The 26,943-nt window shown below is 37.7% G+C and carries 26 protein-coding genes and 5 pseudogenes; 6 read left to right on the plus strand and 25 right to left on the minus strand.

Annotated features, from left to right (window positions below; translation table 11 throughout):
* The first annotated feature begins 5 nt into the window (after positions 1-5).
* Positions 6-464, plus strand: a complete 459-nt coding sequence (locus OWR28_RS03705; protein WP_332385539.1) for a DUF3887 domain-containing protein — start codon at positions 6-8, stop codon at positions 462-464.
* Positions 461-1,201, plus strand: coding sequence for an alpha/beta hydrolase (locus tag OWR28_RS03710; RefSeq protein ID WP_332385540.1), 741 nt, complete (start codon positions 461-463; stop codon positions 1,199-1,201). Before OWR28_RS03705 ends, OWR28_RS03710 begins: the two co-directional genes overlap by 4 nt.
* Positions 1,202-1,335: 134 nt before the next feature.
* Here OWR28_RS03710 and OWR28_RS03715 read toward each other — a convergent pair.
* The 25 genes and pseudogenes from OWR28_RS03715 to OWR28_RS03835 all read right to left on the minus strand — a co-directional run bounded on the left by OWR28_RS03715 (position 1,336) and on the right by OWR28_RS03835 (position 20,965).
* A pseudogene (locus tag OWR28_RS03715) lies at positions 1,336-2,480 on the minus strand (DUF2062 domain-containing protein).
* Between the two features lie 4 nt (positions 2,481-2,484).
* The gene (locus tag OWR28_RS03720) at positions 2,485-2,775 is read right to left on the minus strand and encodes a hypothetical protein (protein ID WP_332385541.1); all 291 of its coding nucleotides are present in this window, start codon (positions 2,773-2,775) and stop codon (positions 2,485-2,487) included.
* Between the two features lie 181 nt (positions 2,776-2,956).
* Positions 2,957-3,337 (minus strand): ApeI family dehydratase, encoded by a 381-nt coding sequence (locus OWR28_RS03725; protein ID WP_332385542.1) that lies wholly within the window; start codon positions 3,335-3,337, stop codon positions 2,957-2,959.
* 80 nt (positions 3,338-3,417) lie between these two features.
* Positions 3,418-4,051: pseudogene (gene lolB2 / locus OWR28_RS03730) on the minus strand (flexirubin biosynthesis protein LolB2).
* Positions 4,017-4,643: a flexirubin biosynthesis/transport protein LolA2 gene (gene lolA2 / locus OWR28_RS03735; RefSeq protein ID WP_332385544.1), complete on the minus strand. Its 627-nt coding sequence runs from the start codon at positions 4,641-4,643 to the stop codon at positions 4,017-4,019. Before lolA2 ends, lolB2 begins: the two are co-directional and overlap by 35 nt.
* Positions 4,636-5,391, minus strand: coding sequence for a polysaccharide deacetylase family protein (locus tag OWR28_RS03740; protein WP_332385545.1), 756 nt, complete (start codon positions 5,389-5,391; stop codon positions 4,636-4,638). The genes lolA2 and OWR28_RS03740 overlap by 8 nt, the downstream gene beginning before the upstream one ends.
* 245 nt (positions 5,392-5,636) lie before the next feature.
* Complete coding sequence (locus tag OWR28_RS03745) at positions 5,637-6,629, minus strand: beta-ketoacyl synthase N-terminal-like domain-containing protein (RefSeq protein ID WP_332385546.1); 993 nt, start codon at positions 6,627-6,629, stop codon at positions 5,637-5,639.
* Positions 6,626-7,823 (minus strand): annotated as a pseudogene (locus OWR28_RS03750) (beta-ketoacyl-[acyl-carrier-protein] synthase family protein). Before OWR28_RS03750 ends, OWR28_RS03745 begins: the two are co-directional and overlap by 4 nt.
* A gap of 82 nt (positions 7,824-7,905) precedes the next feature.
* Entirely contained in the window at positions 7,906-8,163 is a 258-nt protein-coding gene (locus tag OWR28_RS03755) for a phosphopantetheine-binding protein (RefSeq protein ID WP_002983724.1), read from the minus strand.
* A 99-nt stretch (positions 8,164-8,262) separates the two neighbouring features.
* Positions 8,263-8,802: a 3-oxoacyl-ACP synthase gene (locus tag OWR28_RS03760; RefSeq protein ID WP_332385814.1), complete on the minus strand. Its 540-nt coding sequence runs from the start codon at positions 8,800-8,802 to the stop codon at positions 8,263-8,265.
* Positions 8,803-8,812: 10 nt separating this feature from the next.
* Complete coding sequence (locus tag OWR28_RS03765) at positions 8,813-9,841, minus strand: beta-ketoacyl synthase N-terminal-like domain-containing protein (RefSeq protein ID WP_332385547.1); 1,029 nt, start codon at positions 9,839-9,841, stop codon at positions 8,813-8,815.
* Positions 9,838-9,987 carry a hypothetical protein gene (locus tag OWR28_RS03770; protein ID WP_332385548.1) on the minus strand — a complete coding sequence of 50 codons (150 nt, stop codon included), beginning with the start codon at positions 9,985-9,987 and terminating at the stop codon, positions 9,838-9,840. The genes OWR28_RS03765 and OWR28_RS03770 overlap by 4 nt, the downstream gene beginning before the upstream one ends.
* Positions 9,984-10,412: an acyl-CoA thioesterase gene (locus tag OWR28_RS03775; RefSeq protein WP_332385549.1), complete on the minus strand. Its 429-nt coding sequence runs from the start codon at positions 10,410-10,412 to the stop codon at positions 9,984-9,986. The genes OWR28_RS03770 and OWR28_RS03775 overlap by 4 nt, the downstream gene beginning before the upstream one ends.
* A pseudogene (locus OWR28_RS03780) lies at positions 10,402-11,670 on the minus strand (ABC transporter permease). The gene OWR28_RS03775 and the pseudogene OWR28_RS03780 overlap by 11 nt, the downstream one beginning before the upstream one ends.
* Positions 11,657-12,403 (minus strand): ABC transporter ATP-binding protein, encoded by a 747-nt coding sequence (locus OWR28_RS03785; protein ID WP_228445866.1) that lies wholly within the window; start codon positions 12,401-12,403, stop codon positions 11,657-11,659. The pseudogene OWR28_RS03780 and the gene OWR28_RS03785 overlap by 14 nt, the downstream one beginning before the upstream one ends.
* A 13-nt stretch (positions 12,404-12,416) precedes the next feature.
* Positions 12,417-13,412 (minus strand): BtrH-related acyltransferase DarH, encoded by a 996-nt coding sequence (gene darH / locus OWR28_RS03790; protein WP_332385550.1) that lies wholly within the window; start codon positions 13,410-13,412, stop codon positions 12,417-12,419.
* 46 nt (positions 13,413-13,458) lie between these two features.
* The gene (gene DarG, locus OWR28_RS03795) at positions 13,459-13,863 is read right to left on the minus strand and encodes a flexirubin biosynthesis protein DarG (RefSeq protein ID WP_332385551.1); all 405 of its coding nucleotides are present in this window, start codon (positions 13,861-13,863) and stop codon (positions 13,459-13,461) included.
* Positions 13,864-14,338: 475 nt separating this feature from the next.
* The gene (locus OWR28_RS03800; RefSeq protein ID WP_232723087.1) at positions 14,339-14,782 is read right to left on the minus strand and encodes a hotdog family protein; all 444 of its coding nucleotides are present in this window, start codon (positions 14,780-14,782) and stop codon (positions 14,339-14,341) included.
* Positions 14,783-14,788: 6 nt separating this feature from the next.
* On the minus strand, positions 14,789-15,220 hold the full coding sequence (locus OWR28_RS03805; protein WP_332385552.1) for a hotdog family protein: 432 nt from the start codon (positions 15,218-15,220) through the stop codon (positions 14,789-14,791).
* A pseudogene (gene darB / locus OWR28_RS03810) lies at positions 15,220-16,358 on the minus strand (dialkylresorcinol biosynthesis protein DarB). Before darB ends, OWR28_RS03805 begins: the two are co-directional and overlap by 1 nt.
* A 144-nt stretch (positions 16,359-16,502) precedes the next feature.
* A complete protein-coding gene (locus OWR28_RS03815) occupies positions 16,503-17,273 on the minus strand; it encodes a dialkylrecorsinol condensing enzyme DarA (protein ID WP_332385553.1) in 771 nt (256 codons plus the stop codon).
* A gap of 42 nt (positions 17,274-17,315) precedes the next feature.
* Complete coding sequence (locus tag OWR28_RS03820) at positions 17,316-17,441, minus strand: hypothetical protein (RefSeq protein WP_332385554.1); 126 nt, start codon at positions 17,439-17,441, stop codon at positions 17,316-17,318.
* Between the two features lie 49 nt (positions 17,442-17,490).
* Positions 17,491-19,764, minus strand: a complete 2,274-nt coding sequence (locus OWR28_RS03825) for a 1-acyl-sn-glycerol-3-phosphate acyltransferase (protein WP_332385555.1) — start codon at positions 19,762-19,764, stop codon at positions 17,491-17,493.
* Positions 19,761-20,426, minus strand: a complete 666-nt coding sequence (locus OWR28_RS03830) for an MMPL family transporter (RefSeq protein ID WP_332385815.1) — start codon at positions 20,424-20,426, stop codon at positions 19,761-19,763. Before OWR28_RS03830 ends, OWR28_RS03825 begins: the two co-directional genes overlap by 4 nt.
* 2 nt (positions 20,427-20,428) lie before the next feature.
* Positions 20,429-20,965, minus strand: a complete 537-nt coding sequence (locus OWR28_RS03835) for a hypothetical protein (RefSeq protein ID WP_332385556.1) — start codon at positions 20,963-20,965, stop codon at positions 20,429-20,431.
* A 190-nt stretch (positions 20,966-21,155) separates the two neighbouring features.
* Here OWR28_RS03835 and OWR28_RS03840 point away from each other — a divergent pair, with 190 nt between their 5' ends.
* The 4 genes from OWR28_RS03840 (at position 21,156) to OWR28_RS03855 (ending at position 26,933) form a co-directional block, all read left to right on the plus strand.
* Complete coding sequence (locus tag OWR28_RS03840; protein WP_332385557.1) at positions 21,156-21,446, plus strand: hypothetical protein; 291 nt, start codon at positions 21,156-21,158, stop codon at positions 21,444-21,446.
* Between the two features lie 376 nt (positions 21,447-21,822).
* Positions 21,823-22,056, plus strand: coding sequence for a hypothetical protein (locus tag OWR28_RS03845; protein WP_332385558.1), 234 nt, complete (start codon positions 21,823-21,825; stop codon positions 22,054-22,056).
* 105 nt (positions 22,057-22,161) lie between these two features.
* Positions 22,162-23,301: an EpsG family protein gene (locus OWR28_RS03850; protein ID WP_332385559.1), complete on the plus strand. Its 1,140-nt coding sequence runs from the start codon at positions 22,162-22,164 to the stop codon at positions 23,299-23,301.
* A 212-nt stretch (positions 23,302-23,513) separates the two neighbouring features.
* A complete protein-coding gene (locus OWR28_RS03855; protein WP_332385560.1) occupies positions 23,514-26,933 on the plus strand; it encodes a T9SS type A sorting domain-containing protein in 3,420 nt (1,139 codons plus the stop codon).
* Positions 26,934-26,943: the final 10 nt, after the last annotated feature.

The raw sequence follows: 26,943 nt of genomic DNA on the forward strand, positions 1-26,943 counted from the left end.
AATTTATGAAAAAATTTTTGACCCTGTTCTTTGTCGTATGCTTTTTATTCTCTTTTTCTCAGGACAGAAAAGAGATTGGAAATACTTTTATTAAAGCTTTACTGGTGGATAAAAATATAGAAAAAGCACATTCTTATTTTGATCCTTCGGTAGCGGGCCAGATTCCTGTGGAGCAGCTTAAAGCGATTCCGGAACAGCTTCAGGTCCAGGTTGGAGGACTGAAAAATATCCTTGAAGTGAATAACGAAGGGAATATTTATTATTACTACACCGAATTTGAAAAGACAAAACTGGATATCCAGCTTACCTTTGGAGAGAACAATAAACTGCTGGGCTTCTTCCTGGTTCCTCATAAAACATTTGAAAAACGAGATGAGAAAACAGAGCTCAGGATAAAGAGTGATGCTGTTGAACTTAAAGGTACACTTCTGGTTCCCCCTTCCAATAATAAAAGAGACTGGTGATTTTTGTGCATGGTTCGGGATCCCATGACAGAGACGAAACAATAGGAGAAAACAAACCTTTTAAAGATATCGCCGAATATCTTTTCAACCACGGAATTGCTTCTTACCGGTATGATAAAAGGATCTATTCCTACCCTGAAACATTCAACGAGAAATCTACGGTAGAAGATGAAACCATTAATGATGCGGTAAATGCTGCTCTTTATTTCAAAAATAATCCTGAGTATAAAGGATATGAGATTGTTATCCTTGGACACAGCCAGGGAGCCTATCTGATGCCAAAAATTGCAGAAAAGGCTCAGGTTTCGAAATATGTTTTTATGGCCGGGAATGCAAGGCCCTTGCAGGATCTGTTAGTGGAGCAGTACGAATACCTTCATTCTCTGGACCAGGCGAATGTTCCGGCAGAAGCTGTTCAGGAAATAAAAAAGCAGGTTGCCTTTTTAAACTCATCCCAATTTAATTTTAAATCACCTACATCAGAACTTCCTTTAGGTCAGTCTGCAGCGTATTGGAAATATTTGAAGGATTACAATCAACTTAATGAAGTGAAAAAAATCAAGGCACCCATGCTGTTTGTACAGGGAGGAAGAGATTACCAGGTAACTGAGAAAGATTTCAATCTTTGGAAACAAACCCTGAAAAATAACAAGGCAGCAGTTTTTAAATTTTATCCTGAATTAAGCCATCTGTTTATTGCAGGCTCGGTAAACCTTCTCCAAAAGACTACGAAATAAAAGGAAAAGTAGATGAGCAGTTTTTGGTAGACCTGACAGATTTTATCCTCAAATAAATATAAAATTGGATCATTGATCTTATGAGCCTGGAATTTTGTTTCAGGCTTTTTAATTGCTTTCCGGGCTTACTTTATTCAAAAATAAAAAGAAGTTATTCCTGCAATCGCAGAAAAAGTAGTGCTTAAGATAAAACTGCCGATAACGTATTGCAGCAGATTGTTTTTGATCAGCTCGAAATTTAAATCCTGGTTTAAGATATCACTGTCTCCACTCACAAATGGAGCCCCCAGAAACAGAGAGGCAGCAATAATAAAAGGAATAAAAGGAGGAAGGCTCACATTGGAGGCTACAAATGCAAGGACTTTATTGAGCTTGAAAAGCACAGACAAACTGATCACAAGAAGGGTCTGGAATCCCCAGAATGGAGAAAGCCCTATAAATACTCCCAATGCAATGGAAAATGCTTTTGTACGGTTGCTCCCGTCACTTTCTAAGACATCTTCCTGTATGAATCTTTTAAAGCTTTTTTTTTGAAATTATTCACGAAGTTTCTCGGAATAATATAAAATAAAGTAATCGTCACCAGAATTGTATTCAGAATACTGATTCTGGTAAAATCTTTGAAAGGCCTGAAATGGGAAACCCGTTCTGAAGGGTCATACAAAACCCTGATCGGAACATTCTTTACCGGAACATGCCTCCATGCAGTTCTTACAATGATTTCGATTTCAAATTCAAACTTAGGGGTAAAATATTTATTTGGAATGTTATGCAAAGGATAAAGCCTGTAGCCGGACTGCGTGTCTTCCAGCTTTATACCGGTCTCAAACCAGAACCAAAAGTTCGAAAAACGGTTTCCGAAACTGCTTTTCTTCGGAATGCCATCCTGAGACATATTCCTGTTTCCAATCAGGAGAACGTCTTCTTTTTCCTGAAGAAGAGCTTCTACAAATACCGGAATATCATCCGGATAATGCTGTCCGTCGGAATCAATGGTAATGGCATAATCAAACCCTGACTTCTTTGCGGCCCTGAAGCCTGTTTTAAGCCCGTTTCCTTTTCCTTTGTTCTCCGGTAAAGAGATTACCGTAATCTGAGGATATTGAGCAAGAATGTGTGGCGTAGAATCCGTGGAGCCATCATTGACCACAATAATACTTTCGGTGTAGTTAAGAACACCGTCAATTACCCTCTTCAGGGTTTTTTCATTATTGTAGGTAGGTATTAAAACACATATTTTCTTTTCAGAAATTGCATTTTGTACTTCAGCAAGGGACATTTTTTTATTTTAAAGTGGCTCTTTCAGCTTCTGTAATAGTTTTAGACTGCATTGCAAACCTTTTGATATAGCCCTTCAGAGCTGTATTCTGTTTGCTGTAATTATTCAGCAGGAAAGCTTTATCATCCTTCAGGCTCCCGCGGTATCCTACGATCTTTGGAATATTTTCCTGAACACTCATTCTGATCAGACGAAGCTCTGCATTGTTAGGATTACTTTTAATAATGCCTTCAAGACTTGTAGCGCCTGTCTTTACCAGAGCTTTTCTGTTGCTTTTGGCAATTTTCGCCTCCATAATCTTTGCTGCTGCTTTATATCCGGCAGTTACAGCATCAGAACCGGATTGTTTTTCCGCAGTATCAATAAAGTTTTGGGTATTGGTATTGGATTCGTTAGCCTTAGCATAGCTGTTTCTCAGCGTTTCAAGGTCAGATTGAAAGAAAAAACAAATGCTGCTATGAATGATAAGATTAGTTTCATGATGATATTTTTTTGTAGCTTACAGACAATTTCAATGCAATAGTCTCGCCAAAAGAAGTTGTGTTTTTTACTTTAACATCCTCATTATCTTCATTAATATCAAGCTGGAGCTGTAAATCCGGAGTTTCAAAAGGATTGATGATTGCCATGAATTTTACATTCGATGCTGTTTTTAAGAATAATTTTGAACCGGTAAATTCCTCCGTAAGTTCTTTGATGATCTGCATCATACAAACACCGGGAGTGACAGGATTTCCAGGGAAATGACCTTTGAAAATATCGTGGTCTTTATTAAGATGGATATGAGCAGTAAACTTTCCGTCCTCTGTCTTCTCGTATGATGTTAAAGTATAAAAGTCTGTAAGAATGGTTTGCATGATCTTATTTTTTAGATTAAATATATCATCAGTTTCTTTCCGGAAAGCTACATTCATTTTGGGCAGTTTTCCTGAGGAAATTATTCCGTTTCAGTTATTTGAAATAGTTTTATATTGATTTTAAAGTCCTTGTGCTGCAGCTGTAAGCTATCCGCGAAGATAGGTTTTTTTGCATCAAAAGTAAAATCGATTTTTTCATTGTTATTTTTCGTGTAAACAATCTGTTTTAGCAAATTATTTTCTTTGTTAAAGAATAAATAGTAGATTTTATTATCAGTTTTGGAAAGATAAATCTTAGCATTTTCATTCTCAAAGCTTTCGCTTACCGGATATTGTCTTTTCAGCAGCTGCTGGAAATCATTTTTCAGAAAGTTGATGACAATTTTTTTATCCAGATCAGGAAGTACATAATTCAGTTTGAAATCATGGTCTGAAACTTCAAAATCAATCAGCTTATTCCCAAAATCTGACGTTAAAGCAACACGATGCGTCGTTTCATTCAGCTTTTTGATAATCAGAATACCGCTCACATGGTTTTTATAAATATCCATCTGGCATTTATAAACGTAATCTTCACCGGAAGAAATATAAGTTTTCCACCATTCTTTCAGAAGATGAAACAGGTTTTGCTTCTGTTAACCTATAGGTTTTACAGGAAACAGCCAGGATCAGAATCAGGCTATAAAGAAAACTCTGACGCAGGAATGGAGGCATTGATCTTGGTGTTTTTGAAGACAATATTTGTGGTATCTCCGGAAGCTTCAGTCATATTTACCTGGGAAACTGTAGACTGGCTTTTAGGGAAATACAACTCGATCTGTTTGATGTATTTCAGCAATTGGGTTGTTTTAGGAACAAACTTCGCCACATTGTAATTCCCATTCTTAAAATAGGTTACGGTAAACTCAGGATCATTGAACATCGTTCCGTTGGAACTTCCCACTATCAGCTTATTGATTTTTTCAAATGTTTTGCTCTTCGCATCTACAGACGACTTTTTCCCCTGATCATTGATGTAGATCTTATTGCTTTTAAAAACAATACTGTACTGATAGGGTTTTGTATACTTCCAGCTCAGCATATTGGGTGTCTGCAGCGACATTCGGCCGTAGGTCACAATACTTTTATCCAGAAAATCCATCTTTTTGGTCTGGGTAAAATCACTCTGTAAAGTTTTAATCTCTTTGGTGTCTGAAGAAACCTTCGACACAAATGCTTTAGCTTCAGCTCCTGACATTGCCGTATTCTGGGCAGAAAAGAATCCTGAAACCAGTAAAAATGCTCCGAAAGCAATATTTTTAATCATTTCTATTTGAATTTAAAACTGTATCAACAGTAAAAGTTGAATATTTTTTATCCTCCAAAAATACTAATAAATTGGCCAGCACGCGAAAGGTCTTTTCCGAAGTGTCATGAAGGAGGATAATACTGCCTTTTTTCAGGCCTTTGGTTATTCTGTTGTAGATTTTCTTTTCATCGTCAATGATGGTGTCCAGAGAACGTACATTCCATCCGATGCTTACTTTACGGGTTCTCCTGATCGCTTTCGCAATATTGGGATTGGTCACTCCGAATGGTGGCCTGTAAAGGTCAGTGCTGATATTGCCTGCATTTTTCATAACTTCATCACATCGTTTAATTTCCTCAATCATTTTTGATGTGGATAAAAAGCCTGTGGAACCGGAATGTGAAAGGGTATGATTTCCAATTGTATGGCCTTCTGCAATAATTCTCTGAAATGTCTCAGGATATTTTTCAATCTGTTTCCCGATACAGAAAAAGGTGGCTTTTACCTGATGTTCTTTAAGCAGGTCTAAAAACTTAGGGGTAAATTCAGTAGGTCCGTCATCAAAAGTAAGGGCAATTTCCTTAATTCGGGTACGTTTATGGGTGATACTGTTGACAAAATATCCCAGTTCAATATCAAAAGAACCCCAGACGACTACTGCAGAAAAAGCAAAAAAGCAAAAAAGATATACCCAAAAACTCCCATGGAACGCATAAATAAAAACGTTACAGAAAAGATAGAACAGGATGAATGGATAGTGTTTCATTGACGGTTGTTTTATTACAAGTTTTATAGCCGTAATATTTATTGTATACCATTGTCACTCCGTAGGAGTCAGACTAATTTCTAATTTAGATTCCACGCTTCACTTCAGAACCTTGTTCGCAGACCTTTTGTCTGTGCTCTGAATGACAAATAGACCGTATAATTTCAATTTCAACAATTATGCCTTTTCCAATAATACCAGACTGTGATCATCACCTCCCAGATGATTATAAAGAAGAACGTTCTTTACGTTTTCTTTTTCTTTGCGTTAACCATCATCACTTCCGGAATCTGCTGTTCTTTAAGGATATGACAGGCCATAAAGATTGAAAAACCACTTGCGGTATTGAACTCTCCACTCAGATGCTTGTAATACAGCTGTGCGGAATCCGGAAAGATATCCATCGCTTTTGTATAGTGAGTATCTGAATCTGCATCCCCGCTGAATCCTAAAATAACAGCATCAATAGCACCAGTTGAAAGGCTGTTCTTGGCTAAAAAATTCCGGATAAAATCCTGTACTTCATTCAATTCAACTTTGTTGCTGATATGGATATTCTTAAGCTGGGCATAAGAATTTTCAGTTTTATCTTTACCTATAACAAAAAAGCTGGCTCCTTCACCCCAGATCACTCCGTTGGTGGTGGAATGCAGATAATCAGCGGGAAGATCTGCTTCTTTTTTTATGGTGTTATTTAAACAGTAAAGCTCCATTGTTCTGTCAGTCTGCTCATCTGTAGAACCTACAAGAACATTTTCTGCTTCTCCGTCATTAATCTGAAGTTTGGCATCCAGTAATGAAAACTCCAGCGAAGAAGAAGTATTTACATAGGTAAAGTTGTAAGCATGACATTGTAAGCCCAGAGCAATCTGTCCTGCTACCGTGTTATGGGTAGACTGGATGAAAAAAGTAGGAGTAAGAAACTCTTCATGATTGTCAATCACGTTTTTCAGGAACTTTTCGGAATCCTGTGAGCAGCCCATTCCGGTTCCTACAATAATGGCATCCGGCTTTTCAATTCCGGCTTCTTTCAGTGCATAATGTGAGGCTACAGAACTCATTTTTACTGTTTTGGACATTCTTCTGATCATGGCAGGCGGAATAAACTCCCTGTAATTGGGTTCTATAGCCTTAAGGACGTTTGAAGAATTCTCAGGTTGAAGGTTCTGAAGGATATTTTCGTTTAAAGTGTCCTGAACGGAGATACAGGATGCACTGTTGATGTATACTGTACTCATGATTTTGAAAAAATTAGTGTGGAACAGTTTCCTCCGAATCCGAATGAATTGGAAAGTACATGATTAATGTTCTTTTCTTTCAGTTCGGTTACCGGAGTAAGATCAAACTCTTCCATTTTCGTTTTAAAATTCAGGTTAGGGAAGATAACGTTGTTCTGCAGGGCTAAAATTGAAAATACAGCTTCAATTCCTGCTGCAGCAGCCAGGGTATGTCCTGTAAATGCTTTTGTAGAACTGAATTCAGGAACCATGTTTTCTCCAAAGATTCTGATCATGGCAATACCTTCTGATAAATCATTATTAGGAGTTGCTGTTCCGTGAACGTTGATATAGTCTATATTTTCTTTTTCCAGACCGGAGATTTTCAAAGCCTGCTGCATAGCTAAAAATGCACCCTGTCCGTTTTCTGAAGAAGCGGTCTGATGGTGGGCATCATTGGCATTTCCATATCCTGAAAGATAAGCCAGGACTTTTTTATTTTCTTTTCTGACCACTTCTTCGGACTCAAGCACTAAGAAAGCTGCTGCTTCTCCAGGTTCAGTCCTTTTCTGTTGTTGTCAAAAGGAGTATTGTAGGAATCTGTAAGAATCATCAGGGTATTGAAACCATTCAACGTAAACTTTGAAAGAGAATCTGCTCCGCCAACAATCACACGGTCCAATACACCGCTTTTAATCAGTTTTGCACCCATCATAATAGCATTGGCAGCTGATGAGCAGGCAGTACTGATGGTAGAAACCATGCCTTTTAATCCTAAGTAACCGGCAATGGCCAATGAGGAATTTCCGGCATCGTGTGCGTCAATATATTTTTGCTTTTCGGGGAAGTCTTCGTAAGAGTAGAAGTACTTTTCAGTGATATCCATCCCGCCTACACTGGTAGACGAAATCAAGCCGGTTCTGTAACCATTGATATCTGAAATTCCTGCACTTTCTACAGCTTCTTTCGCAGCAATCATACCCAGTAAAAAGTTCTTGTGACGTTGTTGTCTTCATCAAGATGGAGTTTCTGTACAAGCTCTTCATTGGATAATTTTATTTCACCCGTTTTAATGAATCCGGCGTGACGGGTTTCAAACATTTCGATATCTGAAATCCCATGTTTTGCGGATTGTAATGAAATAAAATTTTCCTCCACATTGTTTCCGATGGAGGAAATGATGCCCATTCCCGTTATGGCAATTTTTTGACTCATGGTATTAAATCATATAACAATGCAACAATCTAACAATACCAATAATTGCTATATTGATACCCTGTTAGATTGTTACATTCATTTATTTTGTTCTGTTGTTCTCGATGAATGCAGCCATCGTATCGATAGATTGGAAAATTTCCTTTCCTTTTTTAGGATCAGCTAATTTTATTCCGTAATCTTTATCAAGAAGAACGATCAGTTCCAAAGCATCAATAGAATCCAGTCCCAATCCGCCTCCGAATAATGGATCAGCATCTTTGATTTCTTCCACAGATACGTCTTCAAGATTAAGAACTTCGATAATTTTGTGCTTCAATTCCGTTTTTAAGTTTTCCATAAATATTATTTTAATGTAACAATATATCAATGTACCAGTTTACCAATAGTTGTTATTGCCTTTAGCATTGGTACATTTTCAGATTGGTACATTGTTAAATTATAATGTGAGCAAATATACAAAAGCTTTGTAATTTTCCTGATACAATTCTACCCAGCCGCACAATACTTTGTCAGCCTTTCCGGATCTGAGAATCTGTTCGGAGTAATCGTTTAAAAAATTTTCATCAAATTCGTCCAAAACGAAAAAAGCATTTTCCGTCTGCATTTTATGTTTAATGCTGATTTCACCAACACAGATGTTAGGTAAAGTATATACAAAAACTGCAGGACTCGGATAGTAGTTGTCAGCGTCGTTGATGCTTTCCTGGTATTTGAAATCGGTGTCCAGACTGGAAGATCTGTTGGCAAAAACAATAGCTGTTCTGGTGTGGTCATCCTCTTTCAGAATATTTTCAGCAGAAAGAAAAGCCAGCTTACTCAGGTTATCCATTTTGTGAAATTTCGGATAGCTGAGGTCTAAGCTTCTGTAGGCTTCTTTGGCAAATTCCTGAAAGGTTTCGCTTTGGCTTTCAAAAATAATATTTCCGTCAACGGTTATTTTTGAATGTTCTATGGTACAGATGTTTGTTTTCTTCATCATGTTCAATTTAACATTTTTCCAGCACAACAGCTGCGTTACAGCCACCGAACCCTGAAGCTGTCTTCAGTATGTATTTTACTTCTGCAGTCTGGTTTTCCTTGATAATATTCAAAGGTTTGGTTATTCCCGTTTCCTCAAAGTTCTTTGATGGAAGTAAGGTGCTGTGAAGGGCACTTTCCATAGAAATAATGCTTTCAAGGAGACCTGATGCACCCAGACAATGTCCGTAATAGCCTTTCATACTGTTGAGAGGAATGTTTTGAAGTCCCATTCTGTTAAAGGCAATGGCCTCCATTTCATCGTTATATAAAGTCGCTGTTCCGTGAGCAGAAATAAAATCAATCTGTTCAGCCGAAACATTTGCTTCTGTCATAGCATTTTTAATACTGGCATATAAGCCATCTCCTGTTCTTGAAGGCCCGGAAATATGATTGGCATCATTGACTGCAGAATCCCCCAGAATTTTAAACCTGAATTTTTCGTTTTGTGAGATTGCTTCGTTACTCTGTTCTTCGTAAAGACATGAAGTGATATACACAGCTGCTGCCGCTTCACCGATGTTGATTCCATCCCTGTTTTTATCATAAGGCTTACATGGCCCGGAACCAATGGCCTGAAACGAGTTGAATCCTGAAATAACAAATTCAGAAAGTTCATCTCCCGCAATTACAAAAGCATCTTTATACTTTCCTGCCTGAATCATATTTTTAGCTGTTGCAATGGCCATTACTCCTGAAACACAGGCATTGGAAACCACCACAGGTTTCGTTTTGAATCCGAAAAAATTGGCTATTTTTTGTGCCAGTTTTGATAAGTAAACGCCTTCCGGCAACTCAGACTGGTTTTTTAGCAGGCTGATATTTCCTTTTGTTGTAGAAAGGATAAAAGCCGTGTCTTCTGATAAGGTATGTTTTTCAACAAGAGGCTGCAGGCTTAAAAGAAGCATTTTTTCCAGTCTTGTAAAATTGTGATTGTTATTCTGAGCGTCGCCGAAGATTCTGCTGAACTCTTCATGAAGTTGATCAGAATCTATCATGGAAGTATAAAAGCATCCTGACTGCCTGTGATTTTATGTAAAGCAACGCCTGATTTTCCTTCCACAAGTGCATCCCAGTTGGAATCTACATTGAATCCTAAAGGGGTTACACAATTGTAATCTGTGATATAAATATCCTTCCTCATAATAGCCCCATTTTATCTTTCCAGTTTTGAAAAAATTCCGGATTATACAGGCATAAGTTTCCGTTGCTGTCAAGAAATACCTGGATGGTTTCACCACTGCACACCAATTGGTCTTCCTGGTTAAAAAGCTCATACCTGTAGATCAGCTTGGCTGAAACAGAATTGATAAAAGTGGTCACAATTCTGAATGTTTCCCCGTATTTTAAAGGAAGAAAATGCTCGCAGGTACTTTTTACAATCGGTGTTACATATCCGGCATTCTGAATATCAAGATAGGTAAGGCCATGCTGACGGCCGAAAGCTTCTCTTCCGTCTTCAAAATATACGATATAATGCCCATGCCAGACTATTCCCAGCGGATCTGTTTCATTGAACCGGACTCTTACTTCTTCAGTACAGGTTAATATATTTTCTTTAGACTGCATTTTGTTTCTTTTCGTAAAATAGGGAAACAGCTACTGTGGCAAGGTAAAATAAGAACAGTAAGACCAGTTCTTTGGCAATTCCACCGATGCCGCTGTTTCTTAAAATAATATCATAGTAAGCATTCAGTCCCCAGTTCATAGGAGAAAATTTCGCTATGGTCTGCATGAATTCCGGCATTAAAAATACGGGAACCCAGATTCCTCCTACGGCGGCAAGAACCACTACGGAAGTTGCTCCGAAAGGGGCAGACTGCTCCTGTGTATCTGCAATCGTTCCCAACAGCACACCGAATCCGATAGCTGCCAATCCGGCAAACAATGTTACAATAATAAGCTGAAACATTTTTCCGGATACATCAAAGAGCCGGAAGATCCATATAAGGAAAAAGATAAATTCCTACGGCCACCATCAGTAAAAACTGAATGATACAGATAATAAGATAAGTACATGTTTTTCCTAAAATATGTACAAAATACAGAGTAGGGCTTATTCTTGCTCTTACGCTTGTTCCCTGGCTTTTTCTTTTACCAGATTGATGGATAAAGGAACTACAATAAAGAATATCGCAAAAAGAGTCCAGGCAGGAACGTTGTGCTGAACGGAATTTGGCATAACATCCATTTCGCCTTTTTTCGGGGTGATTTCTTTAAAGCTGATCAGGTTTTTATTTTCGTCAAGATTTTCTGTAGTTCCCAGCTGATCCTGAAATGCTTTATAAATCTTTTTATTTTCAATTTCGAAAACCATTTTGTTGACGGAATTCATCACTGAGTTTTTGAATCCTGCATTGGTTGCCGGGTCAAAGTATAAGTGAATTTCTTTAGCCTTAGGAGCAGCAGTTTTTACCTTTGCAGAATCTCCTTCGAGCCCGAACGAGCTTACAATGGTCTGAACCTTAGAATCAATATTGGAATTTAAATCTTTCGTTAAATGATCAGGAATGACGATCGCCATCTGATAGTCCCCTGAAAAAACGGCATCCTGTGCAGATTTTTCATTGAAGTTAGTCAGCAGCTGGAATGTCTTACTGTTTTCCAGTTCTGCTTTGATATTCTTTGAAACTTCAGACTTGTCATTATCAATAAAAATGATCGGAATCTTTGATCCTTCAAGGTTTTTAAAGGTAGAATCCTGAATAAGGGTAATGGTTACAATCAAAAGCAGCGGCATCACAAAAATGATGACGATACCTCCGATATCTCTTTTCAGCAGAAGGATTTCTTTGATAAAGCTTCTCCACAGTTTATACAACAACATCTCTTAGTTCTTTTCCGGTTAATGAAATGAAAACATCTTCAAGGTTTTCAGCGCTTGCGACTCTGTTCACCAGTTCTTCAGGTGTTCCTACAGCGTGGATTTTTCCATGATCAATGATGGCAATCTTAGTACAGAATTCTTCCGCTTCTGAAAGGTGGTGAGAAGTATAGATGATACACGTTCCCTGTTTATTTAAATCTAGAAGATAATCAATAATCGCTTTTTTTGACTGAACATCAACCCCTACAGTCGGTTCATCAAGAAAGAGAACTTTGGGATTGTGAAGCGTTCCTGCGATGAGGTTGCAGCGGCGTTTCATTCCACCTGAGAATTGTCCTACCTGCTTGTTGGCAAATTTTGAAAGGCCCATAATTTCCAAAGACTCATCAATCGCTTTTTTGAGCTGATTATGCTTTAAACCATAAAGGCTTCCGAAGAACATCAGATTTTCTTTTGCGGTAAGCGTAGGATATAATGCATATTCCTGTGGAACAATTCCTATGATCTGTCTGATTTTGAAACCATCTTTCTGCGGAGACAGTCCGTTAATGGTAAACTGGCCTGATGTAGGCTTTATCAGTCCGGAAAGCATGGAAATTAATGTTGTTTTCCCGGCACCGTTAGGCCCCAGAATTCCATAGATTTCATTTTTGCTGATATTCAATGTGATATCATTTACAGAGAAATCTTCAGAATTCTTGTATTTCTTATATAAGTTTTTGATTTCAATCATATTTTCCGCCATATCAGATCGCTTTTCTCAGTTTTTTATAGAAAGCTTCTTCCAGGTCTGCAATATGCAGCATTGTTTTTGAAAGTTCATTGTAGATATTGCTTTTCGAGTTTCTGTTTTTATAAACACGTGCAATATCTACGGCAAAATCTCTCCAAAGGTCACCAATAGCAGTTATTTCTTTGGATAGCTCTTTTAACTCATCATTTTTAAGAATAACAGCAGCTTCCTGAAGGAATGCCCCATAGATAAATCTAAACCCGCCACCTCCGGTTCCGATTTCTTCCTGCATTCTGATCAGCTGTCCCAGATAATGGTTGGTTACTTTTGTTCCTTTCTTTTCTGCCCATTTCGGGATGCTTTTCGCTACCCATCTCATAGCCTTTACCCCGATAAGCGGTACCGGAGCCAGCATATTTTTGCAGGTGTCTTTGATTCCCTTTTTAATGGCTTCTTCAAGATTCACATTTTCAGGGATATAAACAGGGTAGTACATGTGCCCTTTCGGAGGAAGTGCTCCTTTTGCGTATCTTACTTTTTCCAGTTCTGCCTCGGAAAGGGATGTCGTATAATCCATTACCGGGTCGCTGATCAGGAATTTTCCGTCTTCTTTTCCATAAACCACCAGGTTGTGGGCATTGAAGTGGAATTTATATTCTTCAGGAAAGTATGTAAGATTGAAAACACCTACCTGAAGCCCTGTAGGTATATTTTGTTCCAGATTTCTTTCGAGCGCTTTCTGGGCATCCTTAGGGTTTGAGAATTTTTCTCTTTTAATTTTAATTCCTAATCTTTTGGCTGCTTTACTGAAAATGGCACCCGGCATTGGGCGGTAGCTGAAGCCCGGAGCAAAATTTACCTTTAAAAAAGGAAGATAGACAAAAAACAGTCCGGAACCGATCCCAAAGATCATGGGTTCACTTAGTTTAAGGCCTTTGTTGAGCAGTAGATTAGAAGCAACACCGTTTTCGCAATGTGCAGTCTGATGGTGTTCAAAGTTTAATTTCATTTTGCTGATCGTATCTTTTTCATAGGTGAAACGAAGCCTTGCTTCATTATTTCCCGTCGAAGTTTTTTAATTCATCCACTGAAATTCCGAATGCATCGGCATATTTTTTCAGTGCAGTTTCGCTTAGTGTTTTAAATACTTTTGGTTTAAAATGTCTTTTTACCCTCCATTGCCACATTCCTGCATATGAAGCAAGAACGGCAATATCCATTTTATTCAGTTCCATGAAATAAACAATGGGGCTTACAGTATTATTGGCAACATTTTTCTTTGCTTCCTCAATTCTTTCATGAATAAGTTCCATCGATTCATCCAGAGCAGCTTTCTTGGCATCCCAGCCTGTACTGTTTGCTGTCGTGTAATTGTCATTTTCATCCGTCACATACAGGACTTCAGTCATGTTGGCGGATTTCAGGTTACTTTCGTCTTGAGGCAGGTCTTGTTTTTTCATCTAAATAATGTTACTTTTTAGATTCCAGATGAGAAATGGTTCACCTGTTTTTTGATTCTTTTAATCAGGTGGCTAAAATAGTGAAAATACATTATATGTAAATCATATTAAATCTGAAGGGGTTATTCCCTCTGATCAGAGTATGTATTAGAAATCTTTTAGCAATAAGTGTTCCACGGATTTATAAAATGTTTCACGTGAAATAATTCATTTCCTGATGATATTTAATGAATGGTATTGATTTGATTATCAGTGGTTTTGAGTGTGTTTTTGTTGGGGTTGAAATAAATAATAATGAATATTTTTAATGTAAGATTTTATAATTACTTCAATGAAAGGTATTGATTTTTAAACACTAATGCCCTACATGAATTGCTCAAATATTCACAAATTAAAAAAAATGAAATTTAACCATAGACCATTCTAAAAAAGCTGTACGTTTTGTACAGCTTTATATTATATATTGGAATGTAATTTACGACTTTACTTCCTGAATAAACAGGTTGATTTCTGCTCTGATCAATAATTCATCATGATTGAATGTTTCACAGAATATGTGGCAGATATTCTCAAACTGCGATATAAGTGAGGCCTTGGAGATAATTTTGTCATTCACCTTTGGAAGAGCAAAGACCTCAATCTTCTTGATATTGGTAATGAACCCGATCACTTTTGTATCTGCTTCAGGATTTTCAAAGAAGCTTTGTCCAAGGATCGATGAGCAGGTTTGGGCCAGGTTTTCAATTAATCCGGCTTCAACAAATTCATTATTGTGAACAAATATATTATCTTCTTTGATTTCAAAGGAAGTCACTACCTTTTCTTTGGTCAGCTCCAGGATATAATCTGCCATAAGCATCGGTTCACGATGCGGTAAAAAGTTGTGTATATTGATGATATTTTCTTCCTTTATTTCCATTACAGTTTATTTTACAGCGGTTTTCATTTGAGATTTTGCAATCACTTCACCGTTCAGTTTGGTCACAATATCTACAAGGGTTACTCCCATTACTTCATTAAGGATCGTTACTTCAGACTTCAGCTGATCGCCAATTTTAGGCAGTTTTTCAGCTTCAAAAGACTTGATGGCTCCTATATATCCGGTAGGAGCGTCTTTTCCAAGAAGGTAATATTTATATCCTGTATGTAAAGCAACGCTTTGGGCCTGATGCTCAATAAGTCCTGATGCCTGAAATAATCCATCCTGGATAAAGAGGTTATCTTCTTTGATTTCAAAACCTGACAGGAGATGATTTTCAGAATACTCAGTCAATTCATGTACCATCACAAAAGGATGTCTTTGTGGAATCAGGCTTTCTACAAAATCTTTGTCCGATGTGGGGAGTCTGTTTTCCATTAGCAAACTGTTAATAAGGCACAAGAATAGGCGAATCTTCCGCTTTCAGGAACACAAAGAAGTACTTTTTCTCCTTTTTCAGTTTCCCGGAGTTCATCAGTTCTTCAAGGGCGATAAAGATAGATCCTGCACCGATGTTTCCTACCTCTGAGAGGTTGTAGAACCATTTTTCTGCAGGGAAGTCCATTCCTTTTTTAGCAAATTCTTCTTTCAGTCCGTCTTTGAAATATCCTGAAGAAATATGAGCCAGTACGTGGTCAACTTTTTCAGGATCCAAATTATGTTTGTCAAAAGAAGATCTTAAACTTTCAGCTCCTTTTACAAGAATATATTTATCCAGAATTTTAGTGTCCTGTTTGATGGCAAAAATAGATTGCTTCAGCCATTCATCAGATGGGTAATCTGCCCATGATTTCAGGCTTCCGTCTTCAAGTTTATCACATCCGGCATACATGCATGCCTCAATTTCATGTGCATATGAATAGAAATCAATGAATTCTATCTTTAAGGAAGTGCTGTTTTCTCTTGGCTTATTTTCCAGCAGGAAAGCTCCCGCTCCATCGGAAAGCATCCATCTCAGGAATTCTCTTTTGAAAGCGATGATAGGTCTTTCTTCGAGCAGTTTTAAATTTTCAGCCTCGTGGTTGAATTTATCAGCAGTCATCCATGCAGACATTCTTTCGGAACCTGCACATACGGCATTTTCCTGTACACCTGCTTTTACAGAAAGGAATCCATAATTCAGAGCATTCATTCCTGAGTTGCAAAGACCTGTTGAAGTATTAATTTCAATAGATTTTCCGATGTTCAGTTCACCATGAACCATAGAAGCGTGTGATGGCTGGATCTGGTCTGGTGAAGTGGTTCCTACGGATAATAACTTCATGTTTTCCTTCTTGAAATTTTCATCAAAAAGGCCTTCGATTGCTTTTGCTGTAAGCTGCGCATTAGTGTGTGTAGGATTTCCTTCCTTATCTAAAGCGTAGTATCTTGTTGTGATTTTATTATTTCTTAGGATAAGTGATTTTGCTTTGGATGGCGCATCATTGATAAGCCCAAGATAAGTCTCCATTTCATCATTCGCTACCGGCTCATTGGGTAAGTATTTTGATGCTTTTGTTATAAATACGTCGTACATTCTATTTTAAATTAATTCCTTGTAAATATCTTTTTTGTTTTTGTCTTTTAAACCAAAATATAGGGGTTGTAAGAAGGTGTAATACCAAAACGACAGGTGAGATAATCCATATCGCGGCCATCAAATATACCTTAAAGAATTTTATCAGCAATGGACGTTTCTCTTTTTCTTGATAATCAGATTAGACCATACTGTGAAAATTTTGTTTCCTACCTTCTCTACACGCACCAGGAACGCACGGATCTCAATGGCTCCGTTTTTAACAAGATCCGGCTGCAGATTAATCAGATCATTGTTATTGAAGTGTCTTTCAATAATCTCGCCATACTTTACAGAACCTGCAATTTCTTCATCAGAAACACCGGCTGCCGGAAGCATTCCTGATTTTTCTTTCTGTCCTGTGGTAAGCCATCTGAGAATGGTCAGCACGCTGGTATAATTGTCATGTCTGTCTACCAGTGCTATATTTCCGACAAGTTTTGCCTGCAGATCTCTTAAGTATACTTTTAGTTTTTCCTGGGAAAGCATCCACATATTTCTGGTTCCGGAAATGGTTACAACAGGAGTATCTCTAAGGATACGGCCTGCGTACCCGCTTTTTAAGAATGAAATAACAGGAATGGATGGTGTGAGATACCATACCTGATACCCGAACAGGATAAGATCATACTTTTTATTGAGGACTTCTTCTGAAGGAGGATAGATTTCTTTTGGAATCTGCAGATAGGATTCGGGGAAAGTGTTGAAAAAAACATCACTTGGCCAGGGAAACGGAAAGTCTTCCTTCAGCTTAATATTATAATAGGTAACATCATATTTCTCCTTTTGAGCTTCAAAAGGCCTGGCGATGTTTTTCACAATATCTTCGAGTTGGCCGGTTTGTGAATAATATATGACAAGTATATTTTTCTTCATTAGTTTTCTTTAGGGTTTACAAAAATATGTTTTTCATATTTATTAGGTAGATTTAAATACTTTTATGGATTCGGAACTGAATTTCAGTGTATAATTTTCACTTCCTGACCAGGTGTTTTTTGTATTTACAAAAATGATGGTTTCAGGAAGTTCCGGAAGGTCATTCATTGTAAAATGTTCATCTGATATAAGAAGAATGTCAATTTTCTTATTGATCTCAGAAAGGTCTTTTATATAATGTATTTTTCTTTTTTACCAGATAGCTGTGTGCGGCGGTTTCCCTCTTTTCATCATTCCGGATCATAGAGAAAATTCTTCTGCCTGCCTGATACAATGTTAATAAAACATCTTTTTGTCCAAAATCATCAGTCATATGAAGGATGCTGGCGTCATTGGAAATATGCTTGTTAAGTTCAAAATATACCGATTTGTTGGTATTGAAATCCTCTTTTACTTCTTTTACCACTTCACTGTCTTTGTACAGGTAACTCAGGAATAATTTCTTCTTAAAATAATTTTCATCCTCAATCTCTTCCCGAAGTTTCGCAAACTCTTCTCTAAAGTAAGCATTGATTTTTTTGGTTCTTTCAGAATAGTTTTTACCAAAACTCATATCATCTTTGCTGATTCTGTTGCCTACTTTTACCGTGATGCTGCCATCATAGATAATAAAGTCTCCTTTTGGCAGAACTTCAGAGTTTCCGTGAATGTAGATGGGAAGAATATCCAGGCCGAACTGTTCTGCAAGGTAAAATGCTCCTTTATGAAATCTTTTGATGTCATTGGTATAAGAACGTTCTGCTTCGGGGAAAACCACTAATGAATATCCTTGTTCAACTTTTTCCTTCAGCTTTTCCATTCCATTTTCAATTCCCTGTGAAACGGGGTAAAATCCAAGAGCTCTTACCAGCTTTCCAAAAATAGGAGACTGGTACACCCAGTCATTTACCAGATAGATGATTTTATGGGTCGTCATTGCAATGGCCAGTGTATCCAGGAAGGATGTATGGTTGGCAATGATCACGGCCGGATTACTGAAATTTTCTGACGGATTTTTAATGACCTTCTTCTTTACAAAAGGATTAGAATAAAGAACAGAAGTTAAAAATCTGGCTAAAATAATTTTGATAATATTCAGGGTCTTTCCTTTGGAATTTTTGACAAAGACGCTGCCGAAAGCGGAAAACAGCAATCCGCCAATTCCGTAATACAGGAATGAGAATACAGACCATATGAACAGCCTGAAAGTAATCGGTGAAAGTCCTTTTTGGGCTCTGTTGGTAATCAGCAGTCTGAACCAGAACGGATATAGGGTAGAGGTAATAATGATAACTGAGAACATTCCGATTAAAGCAACCAAAGCCAGGGAATGCAGGGCCGGATGTTTGGCGAAAATCAGGGAGCCAATGGAAAGGATGGTTGTGAAAACGGCAAGGATAATAGAAATTCTATAGGTGGGCAGTTCATTTTTTCCTGTGGTGTGTTCTTTCTGCATGGCCTGGGTAAGGAAAATACTAAAGTCATCACCAACCCCAAAAACCAGTGTGCACACTACAGTGCTGAAAATATTCAGCTCCAGTCCCAGAAAATAAAGTATTCCGGCTGTTACAACCCCTGTTAAAACAATCGGGAACATGGTAAGCACTGTTAATTCAAAATTTCTGAAAAAAACAATAATGGTTAAAATGATCGCAAGAAGAGAATAATTGATCAGGGTATTGAAATCTCTTTTCAGCAGTCCAAGGAAATTTTCATTCATCTGCTGGCGGTCAATAGCAATAGCATCATGCTTCTTTTCGATATCTTTGATAAAAGCATCCCTTTTATTTTCGTTTACTTTTACAACATTCGAAACGGTATAAAAACCATTTTCGCTGCTCATGAATTCTGAAATCTGAAGCGCTTTCACTTTTTGGTAATCCTTCAGGTTTAATACGGAATAATCTTTATGCAGAACTTCATTGAAATTGTCAAATGCAGAACTGTTGAAACCCAATTTATTTCCGTTACTGATCAGTTCAGAAATGGCCCGGCTTTTCTTTTCCTCATTCCAGAAACGATTCCATTCATCAATCTTTTTCTGTTGATCTTTTTCTGAAAGGACAACACTTCCGATCGAATTATAGCTTAAAATCTTGCCTTCTTTCTTCTCTTTTTCAAGGAAGCTGCTTAGTTCTGAGTTTCTGCTTAATGCATCTTCTTCAGAATTTCCGTAAGAAATCGTATAAATAGATTTTGAAGTGATGTCGGAAAGCTTCTGCAGCTTTGCTTCACTGATTTTTAATTCTTTCGGAATGTAATTCAGATCACCAATGTCTTCATTAAATCCTACATGTCTGAATCCAAACAGGCAGGCCAGAATAATAACAGAGCACCCTATGATCAAAGGCTTGTTTTTCTCGTACGGATAAGAGCCGATCTTGTCAATAAAGTTGGTATTCGGATGCTCTCCCTTTTCTTTTGGTTTATAAAGCTGGGGAACGATAATCAATGCTGTAACTGAAGAAAGAATAACGGTAATGGCTGCAAAAGTCCCAAGTCCTTCAATGCTTCAGAACGTACAAAAACCAGGCATAAGAATGAAACGGCTGTTGTTACACTGCTTAATATGATCGGTTGGGTAATCTCTTTATAAAGCTCTTCAATATTATTGTTATGCTTGTAATGAGTAAGAATATGCAGGGCGTAATCTATCGTGATCCCGATCAGAATGGCTCCCACACTTAATGAGATGGCTGAGATTTTGTCCTTAATGAAATAAAGAACCAATAAGGCCAGCAGTACAGAAAATACGGTGGGAAGAAATACAATAATGGGAGTAAAGAAATTCCTGAAATAATAGATCAGAAGAATCAAAAGAACTGTCATAGAAATGACAACTGTATTCTGGATGTCTTTTTTGATCTGTTTTGCATTGGCCACTGCAATTACAGGAGAGCCGAAATAGCTGATTTCTGTTTTTCCTTTGAACTGCTTATTGATGCCGTCTTTGATAGAGTTGAGCTGATCTACAAATGCTTCATTGGCTTTCGTATCATTGCTTTTGTTTTTAGGATCAATGAAAAGCAGGAGATTTTTGCCGTCTTTGGTTACAATATAGCTGTCTTCAAGTTTGAAGTCTTTGCTGATGTTTAAAGCATTTAATTTTTTAATTCCTAAAAAGTAAGTCCCAAAGGATCTTTTCTAATAAACTCTTTAGTGACAAGACTTGTGGGAGAAACCAGTGAGATGTAATTATTCTCTACCTGTTTGGCAATGCTGTCTTTTTGTAGTTTCTGATTAATCTCCTTATAGTCATTTTCATTAAGGAAGAGCGGAAGGTTCTGATTGACAAAATCAAAGGTCTCTGAAATCTCATTATCATTCACTTTGCCCTGAACAGAACCGATGTATTTCTGTAAAGGCTCAATTTTTTTCAGAAAAGTATCTGCCGTTTCAGAAAGCTGGAAGCTGTCTTCGCTGGATTTGTTCTCGATAATGACAATAATCTTATCAGAAAAATTAAGCTGTTTAAGAACCTTTGCTGTAAGATCCGACTTTTCATTTTTAGGAATGATCTGATTGATATCCTCTTCAAAATTGATCTTTGACGCAAAGAAAATGCACAAAACGGCAATTCCTATGGCTGTCAGTACAGATAGAATTTTATTTTTGGAAATCAGATAATATAAAAATATAAAAAAGCGATGCATTGCATTTAAATCAAGTCTGCAAATTTAATTTTTTAAGCATTAGTTCAAAATATTTAGCAATAAGTTTTGACTGAAAATCAATAAAATATTCTAGGAAGATTCAAAAATATTCTACTTTTGCAAAAGTTCCCTTTTGAAAAATGTATTTTAAACCACAATTATTATTAAAAAATAAGAATCTGTTTTAGATATGTTGAAAAGAAATGATGAAAAAATAAACGGATTTCTATTTGTAATAGTACTTCCGCTTCTGTTGTTTGCGATGTCTTATTATGGATTTGAATCCTCTTATACAAGACTTAAAACATCAGAAAAAACGCCTGACTTTTTGTTTTCCTCGGTATATGCTTACAGAGTGATTCCCAATTATCTGAGTGTCCAGATGACGGATCTGATGTACTGCCTCATCAACGGCCCTCTTTCTTTTTTTAAAGATTTTCTGTCAAAGAATGGAACGCCCTTTATCATGGCCTCTTCCTGATGAATAGTGTTTTCTTTATTTTATGTTCCTTGATTTTGAATGCTGTTTTTCAGCTGAAATCAACAGGTCTTCTTCTGAATCTTAATGCAAGAAGAATCATCCATCTTCTATCTGTTTTTTTATTGTAATAACACAGTATGCCCCTACAAACTGTGATACTATAGCGCTCTTCTGTTATCTTGCAGGTGTTTATCTGACCCTGAAATATTCAGATACCGGAAAAAATATTTTCTTTTTTATTCTTATCGGCTTAATTGCAATCTCTACCCTGGTAAGAGAAACTGCCTGTCTGAATATTGCTTTTTTTGCTGCTGTTTTTTTTCAAATTGACGAGCTGAAAAAAGGGAACTATCAGATTATCCGGAAAATAATACCATTGGTCGTTGCTTTTCTGATTCCTTATCTGGGATTGAGGGCTGTACTTGTGCAGGAGGAGACTACATTTGTGGAAGGTTTTTATATCAACAGAAACTTTTCCAGCCCTTTCAACCTTGCGGGATTGGTGTTTGCATTAATTGTGATTTATTTTATATATAAGCTTTGTACAGCACCGGAGAACAGGAGTGTTTTCGGGAAGTATTTTTCTTCTCCATTCCTTATCTTCTTATGATTACTTTAGTAGGGCTGTATTGGGAGGTGAGGCTGTTTCTGCCTTTAATTCTGACCGGGATAATCACAGCATATCATCAGTTTAAAAAAACATCAGAGATTTAGCATGAGTTTACTACATCCATATTATTTAGTTGCAATCCTCTATATGCTGTTCTTCAGTGTTCAGGAAGTGTATGGTAAGAAGGTTGATAAAAAATGGTTCTGGTTCCTTGCTGTTTATTTTATCATTATTGTTGGTCTTAGAAAAGATGTGGGCCCGGATTACGGAAGTTATAAAGGAATTTATATTTACTCTGATACCAAAAGCTATTACAGTATCTTTATGAAGATGCTCCATATGGAAGGAACGGAAACTCTGGATGTGGAATGGCTGTATACCCTGATTAATAAAATTCTTCTGAATATCTTTGATGCTCCTTTTTATATGCTTACGCTGGTCATTGCTATTTTTGCAATGATCTTTAAAGTAGAGTATACGGAAGATAATACTTTTTATCCTTTTACCTTTACTCTTTTTATGTTTATTCCCAACTTCTTTATTGGAGAAAGCGGGCAGATCAGACAGAATTTAGGTACTTTTATCGTTTACTTTGCCATACGGTATATTAAAGAAAGGAAACTCTGGCATTACTTATTTTTTATATTCATAGGATCAGGTATACACAGTGTGTGTTATTTATTCCTCCCTATGTATTGGCTGGCACGTGTTCCGATTAATAAGACAGTGATGCTGATTATGATTGTAGGCTCTGTCTTTTTATCTCCATTTGAGATATACAGAAGTTTTGGTAGTTTCTTAGATGGAATGGCTTCTGACAGTACCCTGGTAGAAGGATTTAACGGATATATGGATCAGACGGTAGAACGATTGAACGGAGGTATCGGAATTCCTGAGGTGATGATGGCTATTCTTACTTTCTTCCTTTTCGCTTTTGATACCAAGATGAAAGAGCTGTATCCTTATTACGAATATCATAGAAACTATGCTGTAGCCGGAATCTGCCTTTACTTTATCTTCAGAAATAACCCTATATTCTCGTCAAGACTTGCGGGAGCTTTCATCGGATTCGCCTATGTTATTATTCCAAATGCAATGTATGTGGTTTCAGGAAAAGTAAAAAACATGATTTATGCATTTATTATTTCACTGGTCGTGTTCAATTTTGTCGTCTTTGCTATCTTTAACAATATCAAAGCAGGACGATTTTCAATAGAGCGTTATCAGAACTATGTCCTCCCATAGAATTTGAAAATTAAAATATATTAATTACAAAGACAGTCATTAGGCTGTCTTTTTTTTGTGAAAGGCTTGTTCATGTTTGTACTGTTTGCTAGTTTTGTTTTGAATTATTAATAACATAATTTAAATATGTTGTTTTTATTTATAAAATAAATCTCTTTTTATTGAAATAGGCTTAAAAATTGTATTTGGGTAATAACACTAAATTATAAGGTATGAAAAGGTTAGCTGAAAAATTAGCGGCAGTCTTCTGTCTGATATCATTGGGAATCTGTTCTAAAGGGAATGTCAGAGAAAGCCTTTCCTCAACTGGGCATATTAAAGCAGTATGGATGGCTAAAAATACGGACTCACTCGCCAGACCGTTACCCGAATTGGCAAAATTATTCCTTCCGGATTGGAAAAAAGCTCCTAACAGTTACATTTTTGACCCCGGTCAGAACAGTGAGGGATTGCTGGTTCCTGTAAAAAAAGCGTATGCAATGTGGGAAGGCGGCGGATACCTTAACGGGAGCGGTATTCCGGCTGGTGTTGTAACAGCGGATGTTTTATGGGAAGATGTTCATGGACTTATAAAATCGGGAGTAAACTATATGCTGGAAATAACGGGAACCGGGCAGGAAGCCAAAATAAAAGTCCCGGTCAATAAAACAAAAAAAGGAAATGCGGTCATTGCTTTCAAAGTAAATGGAGAAATTTATTGGAGCTGGCATATCTGGGTGACTGATGATCCTACAAACGGTTCCACTTACAGAAGTTTCAGTAATATTAAGAGAATGAAATCAGACGGAACCACTGAAGTTATTCCAGATTCCGACTGGAAATGGATGGATAGAAACCTTGGAGCAGTTACAAGTTCGATCACTGCATCAGACTGGAACCGAAGCATTGGACTTCTTTATCAGTGGGGAAGAAAAGATCCTATTCCTCCCTTAGTTACAAGAGGAAATGATTTTTATGAAGCCTCAGGATCTATAGGCAGAATAAGACATAGAGGAGCAAAGAATATGACCAATGCTGTAAGTATTGATGATCTCAGGAAATTCGTTCTGCTTTCTGCAGCGGAAGTAACCAATAATATAAGGCTTTCTGTAAAAAATCCTTTAAGCCTTATTTATGTGAACAAAGATGACAACTCCGGCCAGGCGTACTACAACAATAATCTCAACCTTCCTGTCAATTGGTTTGGAAAATCCACAGCCTTACCCACCAACAGGCTTTCAGAACTTAATCTCTGGTCTGATAATGCACAGGGGAAAATAGAAGCCGTTTACAATACCGATGACAAAGCAAAACCTTACAGGGATAAATCTCCTTATGACCCGTGTCCCAACGGATGGCGAATCCCTTCTATGCTGGTTGCCAACCTGGCTTCTTCATCCTATGTGGACGATATCAGAATAGACTTTTCACCTTTCGGAGTGAGGACCAATATGGCGAAAAATGTTTTTGAGACCAATAAATACCACATTATAAAACCTACCAATGCAGGAGTTCCTGCCTTCATGACGGGATTTAAAATTTATCCCAACTGGGGTTTTGATCTTTCAGCTGTCGGAGGATACAATATGGGGATCTTCCCGGGAAACGGACAGCTTATCAGAGGAGCCCACCAGGGCCAGTATACTGACCAGCATCACACTGCACTTTGGACGGCTACCATGGCCCGGCAGTTTGATGCCTCTCCGGCCGTTACTGTCAGAGGACTTTCCATGATTCCGGATAAAACACAGCCTGATATCCCGGATGCAAACTATCCTAATATTAAAGGACGCTATTATTACTTTCCTATGTCCATAATGTACACTTCGGATGCAAATGGCTGCAGATGTATAAAAGATCCTCTTTACACGATCAATGACTATGATTTTCCAACGGAATATCTGCCTGCAGCTACAGAATATAAAGAAGGATTCAATAATCCGAATACATACCAGATTGTAAAAAGCGGAACTATTACTACTGTCGTGATTCCGGTCAGCAAGGCCTTCTCTGTACAAAGTCAATTACTGAATAACGCTGAAATATTAAATCCTTCAAGTTTTAATAGTTTAAAAGGGAATGTCCTTTGGACTACCAATCCAGGCCTTGTCAGTAAAATTACAGTGGTGAATCCTTCACCTTCATCGCTGCAGGATATTGCCAATTCTAAAATAGCTGTGGAAATTGCCCCCAATGAAAGTGGAAATGCGGTTGTAACACTCCATAACGGAAGTATATCATCACCTGTATATTGGAGCTGGCATATCTGGGTGACGGATTCTCCTGTGGGATCTTACACCTATACTACCGAGGCCCCGGCAGCAGTTACAAACTATGTAAATTATGTAAATAAAGCTGATGTGGTTTTCCAGACGACTTTTATGGATCGGAATCTCGGAGCTGTAGATGTTTTTCCTGCTGTTGCCAACCCGCAGGCTCCTACCGCTGATGAACTTTTAAAAATCCGTGCCTCTACCGGTTTGCATTATCAATGGGGAAGAAAGGACCCTATTCCTGTGTTTCAGTATGCAGATAACAGAAGCTTCTACAATGTGTTTTTAGGAGCAGCTGCAGACAATGGAACGGTTACATACAGTACGCTTAATCCGACTGACTATAATAATCTTTCAGGAAGTTATATTGTCCCTTACAATACCTATGCTGCAGCATCAAATGTACAGGCTGCCGATAAACCGGTAGACAAAATCTCCAGAATATTATCCTATTCTGTGAAAAACCCTTTGGTGTACATGATTCCCAGTACTTTTGCACCTTATAACAGCACGACACCTAATTATACCAGCGGAACAGACTGGCTTGCAACAGAACCTAACTTAGCGCCGGACAGATGGGGCAGAGGAGGTAAAAAATCCCCTTTCGATCCTTGCCCTGAAGGATGGAGAATTCCTGACCTTACCAATGTGGCTTTGGTTTCAGGTGCAGATTTCGGACAGACTCCCTGGTATAAAAAAGATAAAAATGTAGCAACGTCATACAGTATTGCCACTGATTACCTGGGGACAAGGGTGAAAAACGCTGCCAATGCTACAGTAGGATATATCTTTAATAATCCAGCATATCCTTTAGGAAATTATCCTGATTCCGGATCAAGAGGATTCAGAAGTGTGACGGCAAATCAGTCAGCACAGGGAACATTTAATGTGCTCAACTATCAATATCCGGCTGTCTGGACGGCCGCTTTAAATTCCAATTATCTGGGAAGATCAGTCAATGTTTTATTTGATGCGGCTCCTACAACCAATAGACTGATAGTTTTTCATGACAATAATGACCCCTATTTCGGAACAGGATGCCGATGTGTAAAAATAGAATATGATGCCAATGGCAATGAAGAAGGACCGGCTTCAAGGACTACCGTCATACCAAACGGCCCTACATTAAGTACTGAAAATGCCGTACTTAAAACTGCCGATAACAAGATCTCCCTGTATCCCAGCCCTGTGTCCAATATTCTTTATATAAAAGCTACAGAAAATAAAGAGTACGATTTTCAAATTTTTAATGCCCTGGGACAGCTTGTAAAATCAGGACAGTTTATCAATAACCAGACAGATCTTTCATCTTTAAATGCAGGCGTATATCTGATAAGAATCAATAATTCAGAAGCAACTGTTAAAATTATAAAACGATAAGGTTTTAAAT

The organism is Chryseobacterium sp. 1B4 (genome assembly GCF_036631475.1).
Lineage (GTDB): Bacteria > Bacteroidota > Bacteroidia > Flavobacteriales > Weeksellaceae > Chryseobacterium.

Bases quoted from the DNA above. Each gene is read 5' to 3' on its own strand.
- OWR28_RS03705 (WP_332385539.1), top strand. From the start codon at position 6: ATGAAAAAATTTTTGACCCTGTTCTTTGTCGTATGCTTTTTATTCTCT.
- OWR28_RS03720 (WP_332385541.1), bottom strand. From the start codon at position 2,775: ATGGAGGCGAAAATTGCCAAAAGCAACAGAAAAGCTCTGGTAAAGACA.
- OWR28_RS03725 (WP_332385542.1), bottom strand. From the start codon at position 3,337: ATGCAAACCATTCTTACAGACTTTTATACTTTAACATCATACGAGAAG.
- lolA2 (WP_332385544.1), bottom strand. From the start codon at position 4,643: ATGATTAAAAATATTGCTTTCGGAGCATTTTTACTGGTTTCAGGATTC.
- OWR28_RS03740 (WP_332385545.1), bottom strand. From the start codon at position 5,391: ATGAAACACTATCCATTCATCCTGTTCTATCTTTTCTGTAACGTTTTT.
- OWR28_RS03745 (WP_332385546.1), bottom strand. From the start codon at position 6,629: ATGAGTACAGTATACATCAACAGTGCATCCTGTATCTCCGTTCAGGAC.
- OWR28_RS03755 (WP_002983724.1), bottom strand. From the start codon at position 8,163: ATGGAAAACTTAAAAACGGAATTGAAGCACAAAATTATCGAAGTTCTT.
- OWR28_RS03760 (WP_332385814.1), bottom strand. From the start codon at position 8,802: ATGAAGAAAACAAACATCTGTACCATAGAACATTCAAAAATAACCGTT.
- OWR28_RS03765 (WP_332385547.1), bottom strand. From the start codon at position 9,841: ATGATAGATTCTGATCAACTTCATGAAGAGTTCAGCAGAATCTTCGGC.
- OWR28_RS03770 (WP_332385548.1), bottom strand. From the start codon at position 9,987: ATGAGGAAGGATATTTATATCACAGATTACAATTGTGTAACCCCTTTA.
- OWR28_RS03775 (WP_332385549.1), bottom strand. From the start codon at position 10,412: ATGCAGTCTAAAGAAAATATATTAACCTGTACTGAAGAAGTAAGAGTC.
- OWR28_RS03785 (WP_228445866.1), bottom strand. From the start codon at position 12,403: ATGATTGAAATCAAAAACTTATATAAGAAATACAAGAATTCTGAAGAT.
- darH (WP_332385550.1), bottom strand. From the start codon at position 13,412: ATGAAATTAAACTTTGAACACCATCAGACTGCACATTGCGAAAACGGT.
- DarG (WP_332385551.1), bottom strand. From the start codon at position 13,863: ATGAAAAAACAAGACCTGCCTCAAGACGAAAGTAACCTGAAATCCGCC.
- OWR28_RS03800 (WP_232723087.1), bottom strand. From the start codon at position 14,782: ATGGAAATAAAGGAAGAAAATATCATCAATATACACAACTTTTTACCG.
- OWR28_RS03805 (WP_332385552.1), bottom strand. From the start codon at position 15,220: ATGGAAAACAGACTCCCCACATCGGACAAAGATTTTGTAGAAAGCCTG.
- OWR28_RS03815 (WP_332385553.1), bottom strand. From the start codon at position 17,273: ATGAAGAAAAATATACTTGTCATATATTATTCACAAACCGGCCAACTC.
- OWR28_RS03820 (WP_332385554.1), bottom strand. From the start codon at position 17,441: ATGAATGACCTTCCGGAACTTCCTGAAACCATCATTTTTGTAAATACA.
- OWR28_RS03835 (WP_332385556.1), bottom strand. From the start codon at position 20,965: ATGCATCGCTTTTTTATATTTTTATATTATCTGATTTCCAAAAATAAA.
- OWR28_RS03840 (WP_332385557.1), top strand. From the start codon at position 21,156: ATGTTGAAAAGAAATGATGAAAAAATAAACGGATTTCTATTTGTAATA.
- OWR28_RS03850 (WP_332385559.1), top strand. From the start codon at position 22,162: ATGAGTTTACTACATCCATATTATTTAGTTGCAATCCTCTATATGCTG.
- OWR28_RS03855 (WP_332385560.1), top strand. From the start codon at position 23,514: ATGAAAAGGTTAGCTGAAAAATTAGCGGCAGTCTTCTGTCTGATATCA.